This window comes from Thaumasiovibrio clandestinus, assembly GCF_047250365.1.
GTDB lineage: Bacteria > Pseudomonadota > Gammaproteobacteria > Enterobacterales > Vibrionaceae > Thaumasiovibrio.
On sequence record NZ_JBLBVL010000003.1, the window covers coordinates 68,936 to 87,199 of the forward strand.

Annotated in this window: 16 protein-coding genes; 2 read left to right on the top strand and 14 right to left on the bottom strand. The window is 47.6% G+C overall.

Features of this window, described 5'->3' with window-relative positions; all coding sequences use genetic code 11:
• Nucleotides 1–192 precede the first annotated feature (192 nt).
• Entirely contained in the window at nt 193–1,194 is a 1,002-nt protein-coding gene (locus ACKLNH_RS05870; RefSeq protein ID WP_413111320.1) for a glycosyltransferase family 4 protein, read from the top strand.
• On the opposite strand, the gene ACKLNH_RS05875 is transcribed toward ACKLNH_RS05870, so the two are convergent.
• From ACKLNH_RS05875 to ACKLNH_RS05940, 14 genes are all read right to left on the bottom strand, one after another.
• The gene (locus tag ACKLNH_RS05875) at nt 1,191–2,693 is read right to left on the bottom strand and encodes a response regulator (RefSeq protein WP_413111321.1); all 1,503 of its coding nucleotides are present in this window, start codon (nt 2,691–2,693) and stop codon (nt 1,191–1,193) included. The genes ACKLNH_RS05870 and ACKLNH_RS05875 overlap by 4 nt on opposite strands.
• Nucleotides 2,690–3,388: a cellulose synthase operon protein YhjQ/BcsQ gene (locus ACKLNH_RS05880; protein WP_413111322.1), complete on the bottom strand. Its 699-nt coding sequence runs from the start codon at nt 3,386–3,388 to the stop codon at nt 2,690–2,692. The genes ACKLNH_RS05875 and ACKLNH_RS05880 overlap by 4 nt, the downstream gene beginning before the upstream one ends.
• Nucleotides 3,385–5,472 (bottom strand): SLBB domain-containing protein, encoded by a 2,088-nt coding sequence (locus ACKLNH_RS05885; RefSeq protein ID WP_413111323.1) that lies wholly within the window; start codon nt 5,470–5,472, stop codon nt 3,385–3,387. Before ACKLNH_RS05885 ends, ACKLNH_RS05880 begins: the two co-directional genes overlap by 4 nt.
• A gap of 30 nt (nt 5,473–5,502) precedes the next feature.
• Nucleotides 5,503–6,270, bottom strand: coding sequence for an OmpA family protein (locus ACKLNH_RS05890; protein WP_413111324.1), 768 nt, complete (start codon nt 6,268–6,270; stop codon nt 5,503–5,505).
• A gap of 1 nt (nt 6,271) precedes the next feature.
• Nucleotides 6,272–6,574: an STAS domain-containing protein gene (locus ACKLNH_RS05895; RefSeq protein WP_413111325.1), complete on the bottom strand. Its 303-nt coding sequence runs from the start codon at nt 6,572–6,574 to the stop codon at nt 6,272–6,274.
• Nucleotides 6,575–6,657: 83 nt separating this feature from the next.
• Complete coding sequence (locus ACKLNH_RS05900) at nt 6,658–8,487, bottom strand: sugar transferase (protein WP_413111326.1); 1,830 nt, start codon at nt 8,485–8,487, stop codon at nt 6,658–6,660.
• 10 nt (nt 8,488–8,497) lie between these two features.
• Nucleotides 8,498–9,613 (bottom strand): glycosyltransferase, encoded by a 1,116-nt coding sequence (locus tag ACKLNH_RS05905; protein ID WP_413111327.1) that lies wholly within the window; start codon nt 9,611–9,613, stop codon nt 8,498–8,500.
• Nucleotides 9,614–9,615: 2 nt separating this feature from the next.
• Nucleotides 9,616–11,058: a sugar transporter gene (locus ACKLNH_RS05910; protein WP_413111328.1), complete on the bottom strand. Its 1,443-nt coding sequence runs from the start codon at nt 11,056–11,058 to the stop codon at nt 9,616–9,618.
• A 1-nt stretch (nt 11,059) separates the two neighbouring features.
• Nucleotides 11,060–11,395 carry a hypothetical protein gene (locus ACKLNH_RS05915; RefSeq protein ID WP_413111329.1) on the bottom strand — a complete coding sequence of 112 codons (336 nt, stop codon included), beginning with the start codon at nt 11,393–11,395 and terminating at the stop codon, nt 11,060–11,062.
• 54 nt (nt 11,396–11,449) lie between these two features.
• The gene (locus ACKLNH_RS05920) at nt 11,450–12,616 is read right to left on the bottom strand and encodes a glycosyltransferase (protein WP_413111330.1); all 1,167 of its coding nucleotides are present in this window, start codon (nt 12,614–12,616) and stop codon (nt 11,450–11,452) included.
• Between the two features lies 1 nt (nt 12,617).
• Nucleotides 12,618–13,313: an acyltransferase gene (locus tag ACKLNH_RS05925; RefSeq protein ID WP_413111331.1), complete on the bottom strand. Its 696-nt coding sequence runs from the start codon at nt 13,311–13,313 to the stop codon at nt 12,618–12,620.
• Complete coding sequence (locus ACKLNH_RS05930; protein WP_413111332.1) at nt 13,264–14,625, bottom strand: O-antigen ligase family protein; 1,362 nt, start codon at nt 14,623–14,625, stop codon at nt 13,264–13,266. Before ACKLNH_RS05930 ends, ACKLNH_RS05925 begins: the two co-directional genes overlap by 50 nt.
• On the bottom strand, nt 14,622–16,031 hold the full coding sequence (locus tag ACKLNH_RS05935; protein ID WP_413111333.1) for a lipopolysaccharide biosynthesis protein: 1,410 nt from the start codon (nt 16,029–16,031) through the stop codon (nt 14,622–14,624). The genes ACKLNH_RS05930 and ACKLNH_RS05935 overlap by 4 nt, the downstream gene beginning before the upstream one ends.
• A complete protein-coding gene (locus tag ACKLNH_RS05940; protein ID WP_413111334.1) occupies nt 16,028–17,170 on the bottom strand; it encodes a glycosyltransferase family 4 protein in 1,143 nt (380 codons plus the stop codon). Before ACKLNH_RS05940 ends, ACKLNH_RS05935 begins: the two co-directional genes overlap by 4 nt.
• Before the next feature lie 176 nt (nt 17,171–17,346).
• Here ACKLNH_RS05940 and ACKLNH_RS05945 point away from each other — a divergent pair, with 176 nt between their 5' ends.
• The gene (locus tag ACKLNH_RS05945) at nt 17,347–18,264 is read left to right on the top strand and encodes a glycosyltransferase family 2 protein (protein WP_413111335.1); all 918 of its coding nucleotides are present in this window, start codon (nt 17,347–17,349) and stop codon (nt 18,262–18,264) included.

Genomic DNA, 18,264 nt, shown 5'->3' on the forward strand with positions numbered 1-18,264 from the left:
GAGAGTTGTTCCGTCATAAACCGTTACCTGCCCTTTAGTTAATTTTCTCGGGTTTGTGTGATTGGCGTAAATCTTGAATAAATCTTGAGTTAGTTTTGGATATACACCTTGAACATGCAAGGTGCGAGAACCCAGCGTAGGTAGCGTAACCTTAACAAGGGCGGGTAATGCATTAAACATGAGGATGCAATAATGCAGGTGACTGTTTTCTTAGATTCTTCGGGTTTCGGTGGTATTGAGTCGCATGTTTTGCAATTAGCAAAGATGCTGCATCAATATGGGAAACTCAAACAAGTGCTCTTTTGGCGGTATTACCCGAACCACCCACTCTATGAGGCGCTAAAAGAGCACCAGTTACCCTATGGCTTTTGCGATTCAAGCATTCGTCGGCTTTATCAGATAACACGTACCTTAGGTAAAGGGGATTGTGTGCACGCGCATGGTTACAAAGCCAGTCTATTGGTGAGATCGCTGGTGGTCAACTCGGTGTTTAAATGCATCACTACGTACCATGCAGGCGATCGTGGAAGAGGGAAGGTTTGGTTGTATGAAGCTTTAAATCGACTGAGTGGGCCGTTGTCACTAAACCTTGGTGTTAGTCAGCCTATTTGCGATGCGGTATTGGGGCCATGTCAGCGCATAAACAATTTTGTTGATATGGCCCCTTATCGCGGTATCGAACCTGTTCAGAAAACGGATAAACGGCTCAGATTTGCATTTGTAGGGCGCTTAAGTCATGAAAAAGGGCTGGATCGTTTTGTGCATTTATCTACGCAGTTTCAGCAGCATGAGTGGCATGTTTATGGGGACGGGCCACAAAGACATGCTTTGCATGACGCTCCCCATATTCACAATCATGGCCAGGTTTCATCGATGTTGGCACATTGGCAACACATTGATGTATTGATATTGCCCTCTCGGCAAGAGGGCTTGCCGATGGTGGCATTGGAAGCGATGGCCGCAAGGGTGGTGGTTTTAGCAACGAATGTTGGGCAATTGCCGCAGCTTCTTCCTGCATTTTCGGTTGTGAGTGAACAGCAGTGGCAAGAGATGTCGCAACGTATTAGCGATATGTCGGGATGGAGCCAGAGACAATGGCATGAGGTACAAGTGGAAAATCGGCAGCGTATATTTTCTTCTTACAGCACAGAGGCGTTATGGCCTTGCTATCGTCAGATCTATTTGCAAAATTAGTCTTTAGTAATGGCTCTTCCAATGGATAAGAGGCTTTTATCATCGTCGCAATGAGGCGATGCAAGGGAGAAAAGGTGTTGGTGGCGAAGCGCGATTGTTTTTGACCAGGACATTGTTTCTGAAAAAGGGATTGCTTCTGACCAAGACGAATCCATTAACTGATGACTCGATTCACATACCCCATCGCTAAAGCAGTGCAGTGTGTCTCCTTGAGCCAGAGAGAGCTCGACCAATTCAGCCGTGGCGTCAGCCTGCATGCCTGCCAAGCCACTAGAAGCGTCGAGTAATGCCACGCGGTTATTTTTGACATGCAGTAGTGGTGGCATCCCGGCATTGATTAATTGAATCGTGCCATCAGGGTGCAGTGAAAGCAGCGTAAAGCACATAAGGTGTGGGTGCTGTTGGCTGGTAACGTAGAGCTCTCGATTTATTGTTCGGTAGAGTGATTGGATGCTCCCATCACTATTTAACATGTAGCCATGCATAAAACCGAGCCATGCGGCACCATTTGCGCGCGCTAGTGGTCCATGCCCCATTTGATCGCCCAGTATGAATAACTTGATTCCTGATGGTAACGTATGTTGTAAACAGAAGTCCCCGCACGGCTTAGGATGGCAATCGTAATGTAATGTCCAATTGCCAGCCTGTTCTTGCTGCTGTTGCTGACCTAAATGTGGAGCAAGACCAGCAAGCAACTTATGTTCATAGAGTTGCTCCAACTGTTTATGCCTTAACAGGACTCGCGTTAGGGTTTCACACAACGAAGCTTTGCCAATAGGCTTGAGTAAATAGTCATCTATTGCCTGAGATGCGGCATGCTGACGCGTTTCAGGAAGGTCATCTCCCGTTATGAAAATAAGCGGAAGCAGCGCGTGCTTACCGATTTGACTGACTTGTTGACGAAACTCAAAGCCGTTCATATGTGGCATATGTAAATCAACTAACGCTAAATCACAGCTATTTTGCTCTAACCACGCTAACGCCTCTTGGGCTGTGCTAAAAGCGCTGACATCATAAGATGATTCTAGGTAGCTACGCAGTAATATTAATTGGCTAGGGCTATCATCGATAAGTAAAACTCGGGGAGCATTTTTAGTCGACAGTATTGGGATGGTGAAGGTGTTTGCACCAGGAGAAAAATGATATTGATAGCCGGGAGATAGGGTGGCGATCAACCCAAGCCCCATGCCTTTGGTCGTTATATCATCAGGCAACGTCGCTTCATCAAGTCGCCGTTGCATATCTGGCCACCCTTCACCATCATCTAGAATCTCAAACGTCAGTTGTTTTCCCTGCGCGTATAAATAGAGGGAAATGGTCGTTGAGCGCTGGCTGTGACGCAGTAAATTAGTGAGGTACTCAGTGGTGATGAGGGCGAGGGCTTCTATGGTTGCATGATGGAGGTCAAATAGTCTGCCATGTTGATGAATAGCTTCTCGCACATTTTTTAATATATTGAAGCTTAAGGTAAATGTACGATAAGTGAGTATTCTTTTCACCGTTGATACTCTCCTTGCAGTAAGGCGCTTTGATTAATTTTGCTAATAAGCCAGCGGCGAACTTGTGCGGGTAGCCAGCGAGTATGTTGGTTTAAAGAGCGAGAGATGTCGCTGGCTAATGTCGGGTAGTCACGATCATTAATTAAAGTGCCGAGTAGCGACGCATTGCCTTGTGTTAGTCGTTTAACGCTATGCAGTAGCTCCGCTTCATGTGTTTTACCTGCAGCGACGCAAAGCACCGTCCCGTCGCTGACGGCTGCGACACTGGCTGCAGGGAGGCTGCGCCAATTGGTGCTATTTACGTTACCGACATCACAGAAGATATAATCAAACTGATCGCGCCAATGAGTAATGGCGGATTGCAGCTTTTGTGGTTGTTTGAGTGCCAGTTGTGTGTGGGGCGAAGAAGGCGCAGGGAGCAAAGATAGCGTGGGGGATAAAGAAATGAGGTGACGGGTTATATTCTCGTTGTCGAGTTGCCAATTACTGCCCATTTGCGTATCTCTGTCGCGGCGAATATCAAGGTCGACAAGCAGTACTCGAGCATGCTCATCGCTAAAGCGTTCAGCTAACCAACGACATAGCGTCGATGTACCGCAACCAGCACTGGCCCCAGCCAGTGTAATGACATGGGCTTGGCTGTGGTAAAGCTGTTGTACCAGTACATCAAACTCTTGCGTTAGCCATGGCTTCATAAGGCTGCTCCCAAGACAATCAACGTAACCACAGATAAGACATCTCTTAGCCCTTGCCTAAATTGTGATGGAGCAGAGTCTTCTTTATTTGGTACGTAGACCGTATCACCGGCTCTGAGCATAGGTAAGGGGTTATCATCGGGGTCATTGATATAATCTCGAAGATTGAACGATTGCGATTCATCACCACAGCATGACGAGTTGACGATCATAATACGTTCAATAAAGGCGATATCGGTAGGCCCTCCTGCTTCAGCCAGCAGATCGAGTAATGACATGTCTTGATTAAAGGTATAGCGGCCAGGTGAGCGAACTTCGCCCATTAAGCGAACGACTTTATCTGCGGGTTTATCTAACCAATCAGCATCGAGTTTAGGGATATAAATAACGTCGCCTGGAACGACAGTGGGTAACAGGGATTCATCCCCAGTTTCAAAATAGAGAGCCAGATCGAATTGGCTCACATTGGTTGTTGGGCCGTTTCGGTGGCTAATGCGTAGCTCTCGCAAATTGGCATCGCCATTGGGACCATCGGCTGCAGAGAGTATATCTAAAATGCCCAGTTCGCGATTAAAGGCATACCTGCCTGGAGCGCCAACTTGACCAAAGACATAGATAGAATCTTCGGCAGCTTGTCGCGTCCAACTGGCTTTGTTGTCGGTGGGATCTTTGGGTAATTCATCAACTATAATGGTATCCCCCGCAAAGAGCATTGGGAGCAGGGTGAAGTCTCCACCTTCGTTTATGAAGCTTTCTAGATTGAAGCGCGTTAAGTTATTGTCGCCTTTCCCTTGATGCAAAATGCGAATGTTAGCGAGATTTGCGTCTTGTTTGGGGCCGCCAGCATGCGCGAGTACGTCAAGAAAGCCCATGCTGTTGTCCCACTCAAAGCGACCCGGGTTATATACCGCGCCGATCACTTTTATCGCTCGATCACCCGTCACTTTTAGCCATGATTTTTCATTCATATCGACCTTTTCAGGCACAAAAATAACGTCACCAGCCGTTAGTGTTGGCAGCGGGTAATTGCCAGGGTTAAGGCTGAACTGGACTAAATTGACTTTGAAACTGGTGCCATCATCTTTTAACACGCGAATCTGAGTTGTATCAGCAAAACGAGTGGGGCCGCCAGCATTGGCGAGGACATCAACGAACCCCGCTTCTTGCGCACTGTTCTCATATGCACCGGGTGCTTTGACTTCACCCATGATGTAGACGGTGCGCTGGGTGGTACTGATCTCTTCGACTTCGATTGGCGCAAAGATAATGCTGCCACGTTTGATGCTAGGTAGTTGCGTGCTTTCCCCCGAATCTAGGTAGGCTTTAAGATCGAACAGGGTAGGAACATCATCTGTGATCACCCTTAATTTGGTGACATCTGCGTAGCGTGTGACACCACCTGCGCGCATGATGGCATCGACAACAGTCATCTCTGGCTTAAAACTGAAAGTGCCGGGATTACGAAATTCTCCGAATAGGGTTAACCCCTCTTTTTGACTCGCGTCGCCAGCTTCTACAAGCGAGGCCGCATCAAAATTAATCTCAACGTTTCCAAGCTGAGGAGAAGCCGGAATAAACAGGGTATCACCAGCATCAAGATCAGGAAGAAACTGGAGATCGCCGCTATCAAGGTAGCGCTTATACTCCACTGGAAGCCGGATACCATCTCGAAGTAAGGTGATCTGATCGAGTTGAGCGCCTGGCTTTAGCCCTCCGGACGCTGTAATCGCCATTTGAATATTGGCATCAGGGGCAAGAGATACCACGCCAGGGGAATTGACGTACCCCAGCACTTTAACCCTAATTTCACTGCTTAATAGGCTGACATTTAGCTCGCTAAGATCACGATAAACGTTGGAGAGCTCGTTCTTGATGACCTGCTGGGCTGCATCGATTTCAAGCCCTGTAATGTTCACTGGGCCGACTTCCGGCAAGAGAAGGTCACCGTTGTCATTAATAACGAAAGGCTGCTGAAAAGCGGGTTCCCCTGGTAGCTGGATCGTGAGTACATCACCAGGAGAAAGCGGCTGCGCCAGCAGACTGCTAGAAAAAAGTAACAATATGCATAGCCATCTAATTATCATGCCCTCTCCTTAGGACTGCGGAGGTAGCCGCTAGTGGTTTAAATGCCAATGCCGAATAGCATGTATGGCTGGCTCTGGTACATCGCTCTCTTTTTGCATCGACAACTGAGCGATAACGGTACGTTCTGCCAATGCTTCTGTTCTGTTTGCCGTTGGGTTGGCGTGTCGCTTGCCACCACTGGTTGCAGCGAGCTGCTTTGGTTCAACGCCTTGGTTGATTAGAAACGCTTTAACATTGGTTGCGCGAGCTAACCCCAAGTCTTGGTTATAGTCGTCACTTGCTTTGGCATCCGTATAGCCGGTTAAAGTAATAAACCAGTCAGGGTGCTTTTTTATAATCGTCGCAGCGTTAACAAGTGCTTGTTGATAATCAGGTAAAAGGCGACTGCGATCTAAAGCAAACTGATTGTCGATGGATAGGTAGAGCAACAATTGTTGACGCTCTTGGGCAACCGTCGCTTGGGCAACGCATTGTGTGTGTGTTTCCAGCCAGCTTAGCTGGTGCTCAATCAGGTGAACCTGTTCATTGGCATCAATCAATGAGTGCTTAACATCTTTATCAAAACCGGATTCAGCTTCTTGTTTTGCCTTTAAGTATAGGCGCTCAAGTCTTTTTAGTTGACCAGGTAGACACTCACGAGCTCCTCGGTTGGCCAGCAGCGCGATTTCGATCCCCAAGTGCTCTACCTGATGAACCATGGCGACATCATCATGGTTGAGATGAGGGTATTGGCTGTTATCCCAAGACGCGCAACTGCTAAGGAACACGATAGGCAAAATGATGGCCGGTTTATGCATACTAAATCTCCGCACTGCTAATGAGAGGGATTGCTTTGTCGATACGTAACATGTGAAACAGTTGTCGAGGTTGCCCATTCACATTTAGTAAGCGTAGCGTTTTTCCTCTGCTTTTCAGCCTTTTGTATAGGAAAACAATGGCACCAATGCCACAAGAGTCAACAAAGCTGACGTTGGATAAATCGATAACAATGTCTTGCATGTCAGTTTGGCTAAGTGCCGTTAAGGTTGCTTCAAGCTCTTTTGCAGCATGAGCATCAAATTCATCTTGCAGTGCTAGTGCGATGGCAGTGGAAGCGTTCATCTTACTATCTCCGTCTTAGCAGTACTCGACGTTTGAGTACTGTTCTAATCTACATCTATATACAAACAAGATGCGTGCCACTATCACTGTCCTCGACCCGCAACCATGATATATACCGTTTTAGCAATAATGCGAAGATCCGTAGTAACCCACTGAATAGGTGAGCTTAACGCCGCAGAATAGGCATGATCCCAAAGCAGTTTATTTTTTACATCTTCGAGAGATTCATCGTAACCGTTATTGACTTGAGCTAACCCAGTTATACCGGGTTTCAATCCAGCAGTGCGTTCCGTATAGAAAGGCAATGCATTTTGCAAACGCTGGCAAAACTCGGGTCGCTCAGGTCTAGGTCCAATCAATGACATATCCCCAATTATCACATTGATAAATTGCGGTAACTCATCCAATCGAGTTTTACGTAAGAAGGCGCCAACTCGGGTGATCCTTGGATCGTTTTTACTGGCCCAAACCGCCCCTGTTTTTTGCTCTGCATATTGCCCCATAGAGCGAAATTTGATCATATAGAACAGCTCGACACGATCAGCGTGAACCTGACCGACCCGAAGTTGTTTGAAGAAGATGGGCCCAGGCGTTTCCAGCTTGATGGCTAACGCGATCAGCGGCCAAAGTGGTAGGGTGATGATGAACCCAAGTATACTCAGCAAAATATCGGTGCCACGTTTTAAGGTTCGTGTGATGCCGTTTTGATAATGATGAAGTTGAAAGGTCTGCCTCCACCCTTGAGAAAAATGTCCCCGCATGTATTTCCACATGCCGATTAAAGCCGAGTAGTACCCCATAACAAGGTAGTTAATCTTGTTCAAACTTGGATAAGAATCTCGGCATATTGGCAGGAGTGCGACGCTATAGCCGATTATTTGTAATAGCGCTACGCTGATAGCAAATAGATGGCCAGTTAACGCTAGCATGGCGGTTGAAAGGGCACAAAGAATGAGGATAAAAGGCATTAAGGTACGCAGTCCTTTACCTGATGCAAAGAGCCAAGCACTGGTTAAGCGCTGTGGACGAAGAAGAAAACGGCAGCGTAATAGTTGCTGCAAGTTGCCAGCCCCGATGCGCTCGCGACGTTTTAGCTCTTGCTCGTGTGATGTGGGAGCAATTTCTACACTATGAATATCTTGATTGAGAATGACCTGATAGCCTTGCTCAATAACTGACATAGGCAACATGAAATCATCATTAATGGTATCGCAGGGAAGCGGTGCAAAAAGTGCCGAACGCATAATATAAAATGCACCGCTACCGCCCATGACATTGCCAAGAGATGACTCTGAGAGTCTGATTTTATTCTGTAATTGCCAATATTTCTCTTCTCCCTCTTCGGGGTTAGCCAGTAAGTATTGGCTTGTAATAGCGCCCACGTTGGGTTTAGCAAAATTGGTGACCGCGAGTTTGAGTGCATCAATTGAGATGAGGGCAGAAACATCCGTAAAGGCAATAAATGGCGCGATTTGTTTCGCCGTAGAGGCTAACTGGTTTATTCGTTGTAGCTTTCCTACATTCTTATCGTCATTGATAATGGTATAGGCGACACCGTGCTCTTGAAAGCGTGCCGACCAGCGGTGCAAAATATCAGCAGAACCATCGCTAGAGCCATCGCACGCGATATAAACGTGAAGGTGCTCGCAAGGGTAGTCCAGCATCAGAATGTTGGCCAGTTTATCATCCAAGTAATCAGCTTCATTATAGGCGCTCATCACAAGGGCAATTGTCGGCCATGTGTCGGTCAGGTCATCGTCATCTATCGCATCACTCCCTATTTCGTTTTCTGCGTTGCTATGCTTAGCCATTTTTTGGCGGTGGGATAGCGCAATCATGATCGGCAAGTAGATGATGTGGTGGTAGACGATCAAAATGAGAGAAAGAAACAGTATAAACCAGAGAAATGTCATCGTTTTCTCCTTAATGAGAGAAGGCGAGCTGCTCGTATTGGCTCACCATGGTTTTGATATTGGCTTTGTCAGCGACGAAGCGATGATTGTTGGCGGCATTGTTTTTCTGCGCTGAACGAGAAAAGTAATGCAGTATGCTATTGGCTAACTGCTCACTGTTTTTGGGTTGCACTAATATGCCTGTCTCTGGATTGATCAACTCAGGTATCGCGCCAACCTTGGAGGCAATAACACTGCATCCGCAAGCTTGCGCCTCTAGCAGTGCAAGGGGTAAGCCCTCTTTTACAGAGGGCATACAAAACAGGTCAATGTCGCGATAAAACTGTCGCATGTCATCAACACGCCCGAGCCATAGGATGCGTTCACTTACGCCCGCATCAACCGCCATCTGCTGCCATTGTGTTCTCTTTGGTCCATCACCAGCGACCATGACTTTATATTGTGCTGGCAAAAGCGGCAGGGCATCGATCAACGTATCGAGTGATTTTTCAGCCACAAGACGACCAGCACAACCGATGAGTATGGTCTCTTCGTTAAGATCAATATCGCGCTTGGCTCGAAACGCATCGCCAGGGCAGAAATAGTGCGTATCGATACCATTTAGGATCGTATGTGGCTTGGCACTGCCAAGCTTACGTTGAATATCTTGGCCTACTTGTTCAGCATCTGCGACTAATTCGGTGGGCATCAGCAAGAGTAAGCGTGTTAGCCAGCGCTGTTTGAGTTGGTCAAGGTGCCAGGCGTCATGCTCTGTATGAACATGTTTTATCGGCCGATTGAGGCGTGCGAGTTTGCTATATAACAGTGGGCCAAGGTGGTGAGAGTGAATGGCTGTGGCGTCCAATTTGTCGAGTAAGTGGCGTAATCGGTAAACGGTTTTCCAACGAAATTTGGCCGGTTTATTTAGAAAATGCAGTTGATCACTATAGGCTGCCAAAATTGGCCATTGTTTGATGGCATCTGCTTTGTCGCCTTCCAGAGAGATGATGTGCACAGGAACCGACGCATGCTTTAATATGTTTAAGCTCAACATTTCGATGCCCCCGGGGCGCAGGTGCTGCACAACTTGTACTAAGCAGGGTGAAGTACGGGTTGTGTGTCGTGTTGGGGTGTAAGGTTGTTGCATGATTAAAGCCCTCCATCGGTCAGTCGCGGAATGCGTGCAATCGTGGGGATATGGGTTAACTGTTCCACTTGTGTGGTGGAATAGATACGCGTGTCAATTAAGCGCATAAATGTGGCGAGAGATAACCCAAGCCCAGCACCGCCTATTCCGCCAAGAATAAAACTAAACCACCATGGCCAGTTTGTGGGTTGGACGGGGGTATAAGGGATATCAATGACTTTTAATTTATCGCTCTCTTCAAAGCGACCGAGTTGTCCCGTCACTTGGGCCATCTCATATCGCTCGAGTAGGCGGTTATAGATCTTCTCTTTAACCTCAAAATTTCTTTCCAGTGCTTTTAGCTCTTTTTCTAGCACGGCGGTACGTTCACGCTGGCGGGTCAACAGCTCAATTTGATTTTGCAATGCAGTTTGACGTTGTTCTAGTGACTCAATGCGAGTTTCAGCTTGTTGGAACTGTTCTAACTGGCTAATCAATAACGTGTGATTGTTTGAGTCTTGCTCGCTGTTGGCGCTGGCCGCGATAGTCCAAAGTTGGTTTAGTTCCGACTCGGACAAATTTTGCTGTTGTTTAATGAGCTTATTTGATTCTTCGCGCAGGGTGTTGACGCGGCGTAATACCGCTTTAACTTTTGAGTGATTATCAGTGTAGCGAGCACGAAGAATCGTCAGCTGTGCTTCCGCCTTTATTCGCTCTTCTTCAAGCAGCGCCATAATAGGGTTTGATTTTATTAGGCGGATTTTGAGGGCTTCGCGGGATGTTTTTGCTTGCATTAAATCCAGCTCAGTTTCTCGACGTTGCGCGCGCAGATCCGAGACATTCATGTTTTGATTGCTTTGCAATTGGGGTAAATAGTCGATGTTGCGTTGTTTGAAATCAGACAGGGTCTGCTCTGCTAACGCGAGTTCTTTTTCTGTTTCCAGTAGCTGCTGGCGAAGAAATTGCTCAGAGTTGGTTACTGATGTTTTTCCTGGGGCTTGTAAACGTTCAAGAAATTGCGCGGTGACTAGCCTTAGGATATCGGTCATTTGTTCAGGTTTGTCCCAGTTGAGACTGATTTTGATTAAATCTGACCCCGCGAGTGAGAGCTTTAAGTTTTGTGATAACTTAACGCGCATCGCTTGTCGAGAGGACTCTGTTGGACTTGGGTTTAATTGTAGTGACTCTACCACTTCAGAAAGAATATAACGGCTATGGATCATCACTCTTAATGCTTCCATTCTCTCTTCAAGGTTATAGGAGATAGAGAGATCCTCTAAAAAGGGGTTCATCAATGCTGTTTCTTGAACCAGAATGGTGGTATGTGAATAGTAATTTTTTGGCTGCGTTCCATTAATAAACGTGGCAATAAAAGGGAGAAGGGCAACTGGCAAAACAATCAGATAACGGTACTGCCATGCTGCTTGAAGCAATGGATACAGCTGCGCGAAGAAACGATGACGCATCTTACTGCCCTACAAACTGAATCGTATCAGTGGGTTGTTTGGGGCGAAAGTTCGCTGATAATTTCACCTTGTTTCGTGCCGCTATCTGTTCAATGGTACGAACACGGGTTTGACTAATGATTAACGCCTGAAATGCGATGTCATGCTTCGCCGGCGCAATATTTGCGGTCACCTGTTTGTTAGCAGAAAATAGTTTATCCAGCTCCGCTTCCTGTTTGACGGTGAGAGTGGTTTGTTCAGCACTGTAATACAGGGTTAAACGATTTGTCGGCACTGATTGCGTGACGCTACAACCCGTTAGCACAATGAAAATGGTGGCAATGATCAGATTTTTCATAGGCAGTTCCTTCGCTTAGCTTTAAGTGTAATAGGGAACTCGCAAGTTTGATGCCTAATTGACGCATAATCCTGACAAGTATGCATGCTTTGTTTTTAATCTATTGTTTATTAAAGATAAAGTGTGCAGCGCTTTCTGTTCCCAGCTCTCATTGATCATTAAGTTTTGTGCGGTTGTCTTATATTGCAATCGAAATTGGTTGTTTAGATGGCAGAATGCATCAAGGGCCTCAAGCCAGTCTGATGTCGTCTTGGCAATGGAAATATGGCTAGGGTATGCATGCGCGGCAGGAAAATCACTACTGATGACAGGGCAGCCAGAGGCCAAATACTCTCTTAGCTTCAGCGGGTTGCAGGCTTTAATTTGTTGGTTGTCGACAAAGGGGAGCATGGCTGCATCCCAATGTTGCACATATTGGGGTAAAGCGTGGTGGGCCACCGCAGGTTGCAAAATGATATTCGGCTCTGCAGCTAAAAGGGAAACATCACTGTCATGGCGGCCGATTAAGTAAAAATCAATATTAGGCCGTGAACGGGCGAGGTGACAGAGTAGCTTTTGATCTAACCAGTCGTTAACGCTGCCATAGAATCCCACTTTAAATCGAGAGTCACTGGCGCTGTAAGGATTTGTTTGTGGCGTTGAGAATAGGTCTAAATCCACACCGTGGCTGAGCAGGTGCCGCTTTGATTCAGGAAACTTGCTTAGCAACGCTTGGCTAGCACAGAAAATAAGATCGCTGCGAGTAATAAGTTGTTGCTCTTTTTCGGCGACACGCTGGTGGTCAACACCCGCCAGCGCAGAGAACTCATCACCGCAGTAGTACACAACAAGATCAGGGTTTAAGTCATCTAAGTAGTCGACTGCACTTGGTAGTGATGCCCAGATGATTCTTTTGCCCGACTTAGCCGGAAGGTGGCGTTGTAATAACCGACTATTCAATTGTTTTAGCAAGGGATGGACAGCTAATGGCCAAACCAATGGCGATATGGTGTTAAATGGCGCTGAGTTATGGCAAACAGTGCCGTCACGTGGTTGTCGATGCCATGCTTGTTTCACCTTTTCCCGCAGTCGATGCCAGTCTCGCTGCGAAAATGATGGCGATCGTAAGCCAATTGAATTGATCCAATGAACCTCAAATTGATGGTGCAATTGCTGAATGAGGTGTTGGGTACTTGACGGGTGACGGCCCCAATCCTCACCAAAGACAATGAGCTGATCCATGTTAGTACTCCAGTTGTTTGATCACGATGGCAGGGTTTCCGCCAATGAGTACGTTAGCTGGCATAGAGCGAGTAACGACACTGCCAGCAGCAACAATGCTGTTTTCGCCAATAGACACTCCCCCCATTAATGTGGCCCCCGTACCAACCCAAACGTTGCGTTCAAGGTGAACGTCGCCCACTTGGTTTTCATCATCGGGATCGCCATTTGCGCGGCGTGCAGGGTCTATGGGGTGACCAGGGTAGCCAGCAATAAAGACTTTCCCAGCAAGGCGCACGTTATCATCAAGAATCACCTTGTTGCCAACAGCAATGGTGGTTTGCCAACTGATCCCCACGTTGTTGCCGATAATCAGTTGCGGATTGGTGCTACTGCTGCGCCCACTGAAGGTGGTGATACCAGAGATTCGGCACCCTTCACCGAGTTGAATCTGTAACTTGCCACAGAGGAGTGGCATACCGCTGTAGAGATAAAGTTGTTTAGGTTTCGCCTTGATTTGGCTTAGAAACAAAGGAGTGTAGTAGCCGCGCTGCAGCGCAGCATGAAATAGAGCGCTAATCTGTTTGTGGAGATGATATAAGCATGCATGCAGGTAGGGAATCGATGGGCACGATATGCTTCTTAAACGATGATACCAGTGGCGCACACTAGATAGCTGTTGATGACTGAGGTGTTTCTTCATCGTTTCTGCCAACATGTTCTTCTCCTCGAGTTAATCGGTGTAAGGCGATGAGCAGCCCAATTAAGATATAGAGTGGCCAAGTGAACCCTTGAGTTAGAAAAGTACCACTGACACAAAAGGCAATGATGCCAAGCCAGAGGCCTTCCGCAAAAGGCTGCATGTCACTGCCTTTTAATTGCCCCAATAGCTGGTAGCTCAGTTTAAATACACTGGCTAACAGAAGCAGAAATAGTGCCAATCCAGCAAACCCGATCTCAGCGAGGATTTGAAACCATGTGCTGTGAACGGCGTGGTTTTTTCCATCCCAATGTGGTGAGTAAAAATAGTAATTGGAATAGAAGTTTTTCAGTCCAACCCCGGTGAAAGGGTTGCTGACTGCCATACGAAAGGCAGCAACCCAAGCATAAAGGCGCCCCATCGCGGATGCATCGACCCCAGTTTCTGCTGCTCCCCCCGAACTGCGATCGCCAATGCCTGCGGCAATAACCAGTGCGGCAAGGCTGGTTAAGCCAATCATACCCGGTAAAAATAATGAGCGGCTTCGAATGAGGGTAAGGACAAACACGGTAGCACTAATTCCCAGCAGTCCACCGCGGCTTTGGGTGGCGAGTACCCCCATGACGAGGAGGATAAAGCAGCATGCGGCAAAGGTACGATGTAATTTGGGGCCATAAAAACTGTAAGCCAGCGCGAAAGAGACAGGGAACTGCAGCACCAATGCAAGATCGTTGGGGTCGCCTAACATTGAACCGATAGAGCGTCCAATGGTCACGCGCGTGCCTTCAACGAGTCCGATACCCTGCGCTTGATTGTAAAGTGCGATGGAGGCAATAAGTGCGCCGCAAATTAATAACCAAAATGAGAATTTTTTTAATTGGTTTAAGTGACTTGGCAGCCAACCTATCGCCAGCACCATAATAAATATTTTGATGTAGGTCCCATTGAAGCTGGCAAAGGCGATACCTCGATTTGTGGCCATAAAGCAGGATAACAGCACCCAAAGGGAAAAGAGTGTTAACAAGCTATGGATGGGTAGCCATACGAGGCGGCTTCGGGACATCCATAGCTGCCAGCCCAGTCCAGCTAAGCTGGCAAGAGCAAGCAGTTGGGGCAGCTTGAATGGCATGAGGACCGGAATGGCTTCATGCAGGCGATAATATGAGAAGAGAATAAACCATAAGCAGACGACAAAGGCATGACGAATCACAACGGGAAGCAGGAACAACACCGCTAAACTGAAAGCCAGTGTGCCCAGCTGTAGCTGTAGCAGCCCAACAAAGAGAACAGCAAGTAGGGCGATATAAATGTGGCGTTGTTTGTCGCTCATTCACTCTCCCTTGGTACATACAGAAGACACCATTGACGATAAGCCATTAAGCACATTGCCAGCAATAGAATTACCATGGTGGGTAGGCAATAACGTAGTGGCACATGCATGACTTGTTCGGCATAACTACTCCCAGAGATGGCGAGCAAAAGGATAATGAAGTAGCGGCTTTGTTCCCATGAATAAGGAAGATAGAGCTTGCGTTGGCTGCAGATAAAAAAGGCGGTAAAACGAAAAAGTTGGACAAGTGCCCCTGCCAATAAGGCACCCGTTAACCCGGCCCACGGAATTAGCGTGAATAGGGCCACAAGGGCAACCACTGCACTGGCTGCTGAGATAAGTAGAACTTGGTGGGCACTATTTTGATAATAGCAGCCGATATTGAGCTGAGTGCTGGCGTACTTCATCAAGAGAATCCAAGCGACAAATGGAAGTAACTCACTGGCTTGATGATAGGCGTCGGGTAGCCAGATACGCAAAAATGGACAGCCAAATGTGATAAGTAAGGCACAAACAATAGCGGCAAGGTGACAACCGAATAAGCTGGTGTCAGCGGTCTGTTGTTGCTGTTGTTTGGTGGTCAGTTGGTTGTAACGCCGAGGAAACCACCACATCCCAAATGGCTCTAGAAGCATAATACCAGCGAGCGCCCATTGCATCGCAATGGAGTACACGGCCAACTCTTCGGCGCTAATGCTAAAACCAATGACCCAGCGTTCAGCGCCAAAGGCGACAAAACCGAGTACCCCAGATAAGGCAATATTTGTTCCGTAGCGCAGATGATTTATATCAACAGGCCAAACTAAGCGATGACCTTTCCCCCATAAGAGAACACATTGTATGAGCTGCGCAATCAACCCTGCCAACATGAGGCCATCAACGCCATAATGCGGGGTAAGGATTACGATGCCTGCCGCTTGTATGAAAGCAAACGTAAGCTGGATGAGCATAAAGCGCATCGCGCGATCTTCAATACGTAATTGAGCGAGCTTTAGCGCACACGTGCTAGAAAGTGCGAGACTGGCAATTAAGCAGCGCACTGAGAAGGTACTAAGCTCCCCGGGCAACAGGGTGATAATCATCTGAGGATAAAGTAGCACGGGTATGGCGATGCCAGCACTGATGATAATTGAGATCGTCCATGCACTGGCAAAGAGATCGTCAAAGCGGTGTTGATGCTCACGATTGAAGCGGTAAAGGACATCCACCATCCCCATCAACATAAGCAGTGAAAGCAGATTGGCTGCCGTTATAAGAATGGCGTAGTGACCGAATTCGGTTGGCGTTAGCCAGCGGGTGATCAACGGCTGCAAAGCCAGTGCAAGCAACTTCGCCATCACTAAACCTATCGCATAAGCGGCAATAGGCGAAATTCGAGGAAAGGTTAGTACGCTCAGCTGGTTCATAGTCGCTCCACCACACTAGATAGGCGGCCTGCATGGATATCGGCATTGTAGTGCGTCATGACATGCTGATACGCATATTGGCGTTGCTCGTTAAGGTGTTGAACCGCGTGATTGAGAACATCGAGCATAGCACTTGAGAGCGCCTCAGGATTACGCATAGGTACGCGCACGCCTGCTTGTTCGTCGACGATTTCATTACAGCCGGGAAGGTTAGAGGTTATTACTGGAAGCCCTAACGCCATCGCTTCTTTAACGACGAGGGGGCCAGTATCACGGTCGCCGTCCTTAGCAATGCAAAAGGGGACGACTAAGGCGCGATAGTGCTCGGCGTGACGCCGTAACCAAGTGGATGGCTGCGCACCCAGTAACCGGACCCGTTTTTGCATCTCGCACTGGTTGATCCAACGTTCAACTTGCTGTCGAAGTGGGCCATCACCGACAATGTCTAATCGGCTGTTGGTTGGAAGCTGTTGGAATGCGGTTAAGAGTGTATTGAGGTCTTTCTTCTCAACTAAACGACCGATAAATAGAAACGTCGCATCGGGTTTCCATGCTGCATTCAGCGTTGGGTAGTCAGCTGTTTCAATGCCGCAAGCCACATAGTGAACAGGGCGTTGTGTCATTTTTTGTAGATGATGGCGCATATTATTGGTTACTGCACAGCTGAAATCGACGTGTTGTAACTTGGTGGCCAAATCTTGGGGTGAGGCGTAAATATCTGCGCCATGGCCGACGAACGAAACGCTGATATTGAGAATACGTGCGGCAACAATGGCCGTGGCGGCACTGTGCCATGCAAAATGCGCATGCAAATGCTCACATCGTTCTCGTTTTGCCATTTCCGCTAAAATAAGCCCCTGTTTAAGTAAAGAGAGGTAAGAAAAGCCAGTTTGTTGGCAAAGAAACGAGTGACAGCGTATAAGGGCAGGTAACGCGAGTACCGCACGCGGCGTGAGCTGTTTAGGAATGTACTGACAACATTCAGCAAGCATGGTATCAGCAGGCTGACAGTGCTCGGTTTTAGTAAACGCAAACGGCTGAACTTGGTGCCCTTTGCGCATCATGGCGCGCATTTCTACTCCGACGAACGTTTCGGATAGAACCGGGAATGAAGGGATCACGTAGCCAATTTTTTTCATAGTGTACCCTGCTAGATATTGTTAATGGTGATAGAGGTGTGTTGAGAGGTAATGCAAGGAAAGCACCAATAATTGAAGATAATGAAAATTACGTGTCGGCGGGGTCTATTTTCGAACCATAGAGTTGGCACGTTACTGGCATCGGTGGTGATAACGTTCCTATTGGAGATAAGAAAATGAATCAATGCCGTGTGACTGTCGTTATTCCGACGTATAACTGCTTCAAAACGTTAATTGCTGCGATAGAGACAGTACGTGCCCAGAAAATGCCATTGGAGATCATTGTGGTCGATGATGGGTCCACCGATGGATCTGGTGAGTGGTTGCAACAGCAAACTGATATCACGCTATTAAGCACTGCTCGTTTAGGGGTTTCTAAGGCGAGAAACGCGGCGATAAGCCAAGCCAAGGGTGAGTTGATTGCCTTTTTGGATGCCGATGACTATTGGCATCCGGATAAATTGCGTTTTCAGCTTGCGTTGCACGATGCAAATCCACAGATGGTTTTAAGCTTCACCGACTACCACTTTATTGTTGATGATCAAGCTACGCAGCGTAATGGATTCCGATTCTGGCCGCGCTTCGTATCTGCATTGCAGCCACAGGCATCAGAAACTGGCCAGTGTTTTGATAATTTTGTTGCCCACGTATATTGTGAAAATATGGTAGGGACCAGTACTGTGATAGCGCGACGCGATGCCTTATTGGCCGTCGGCGGTTTTGATGCATCGTTACGCTCAGCTTCAGATTGGGACTTATGGTTAAAATTGGCGCAGTGTGGAGATGTGGGCGTGGTGAACCGTCCGTTGGGTCAATACACTTTTGGGCGAACAGGGGCTATATCAACCAATCACGGGCGACGTGCCAACGCGATGAAGACGATCTTAGATCGCCACGTTCGTTCCGTCTGGCGCCAGCCAGTGGCGATGTTGATTGGCTACCAGCGTTGGTTTTCTGCCAAGGCTGATGCAAAACGTGCAGAACATGCCTATGGTCGCGCCATGCTAACCGAAGGTATTGGCTTTTTATTACGTCCTCGCTGGTTACTGGCAAAGCGGATATCTAACGATACGATAAAATGGTTATCAGCCTAG

Bases quoted from the DNA above. Each gene is read 5' to 3' on its own strand.
- ACKLNH_RS05915 (WP_413111329.1), bottom strand. From the start codon at position 11,395: ATGAAAAATCTGATCATTGCCACCATTTTCATTGTGCTAACGGGTTGT.
- ACKLNH_RS05885 (WP_413111323.1), bottom strand. From the start codon at position 5,472: ATGATAATTAGATGGCTATGCATATTGTTACTTTTTTCTAGCAGTCTG.
- ACKLNH_RS05880 (WP_413111322.1), bottom strand. From the start codon at position 3,388: ATGAAGCCATGGCTAACGCAAGAGTTTGATGTACTGGTACAACAGCTT.
- ACKLNH_RS05900 (WP_413111326.1), bottom strand. From the start codon at position 8,487: ATGACATTTCTCTGGTTTATACTGTTTCTTTCTCTCATTTTGATCGTC.
- ACKLNH_RS05945 (WP_413111335.1), top strand. From the start codon at position 17,347: ATGAATCAATGCCGTGTGACTGTCGTTATTCCGACGTATAACTGCTTC.
- ACKLNH_RS05930 (WP_413111332.1), bottom strand. From the start codon at position 14,625: ATGAGCGACAAACAACGCCACATTTATATCGCCCTACTTGCTGTTCTC.
- ACKLNH_RS05935 (WP_413111333.1), bottom strand. From the start codon at position 16,031: ATGAACCAGCTGAGCGTACTAACCTTTCCTCGAATTTCGCCTATTGCC.
- ACKLNH_RS05890 (WP_413111324.1), bottom strand. From the start codon at position 6,270: ATGCATAAACCGGCCATCATTTTGCCTATCGTGTTCCTTAGCAGTTGC.
- ACKLNH_RS05895 (WP_413111325.1), bottom strand. From the start codon at position 6,574: ATGAACGCTTCCACTGCCATCGCACTAGCACTGCAAGATGAATTTGAT.
- ACKLNH_RS05940 (WP_413111334.1), bottom strand. From the start codon at position 17,170: ATGAAAAAAATTGGCTACGTGATCCCTTCATTCCCGGTTCTATCCGAA.
- ACKLNH_RS05925 (WP_413111331.1), bottom strand. From the start codon at position 13,313: ATGTTGGCAGAAACGATGAAGAAACACCTCAGTCATCAACAGCTATCT.
- ACKLNH_RS05870 (WP_413111320.1), top strand. From the start codon at position 193: ATGCAGGTGACTGTTTTCTTAGATTCTTCGGGTTTCGGTGGTATTGAG.
- ACKLNH_RS05910 (WP_413111328.1), bottom strand. From the start codon at position 11,058: ATGCGTCATCGTTTCTTCGCGCAGCTGTATCCATTGCTTCAAGCAGCA.
- ACKLNH_RS05905 (WP_413111327.1), bottom strand. From the start codon at position 9,613: ATGCAACAACCTTACACCCCAACACGACACACAACCCGTACTTCACCC.
- ACKLNH_RS05920 (WP_413111330.1), bottom strand. From the start codon at position 12,616: ATGGATCAGCTCATTGTCTTTGGTGAGGATTGGGGCCGTCACCCGTCA.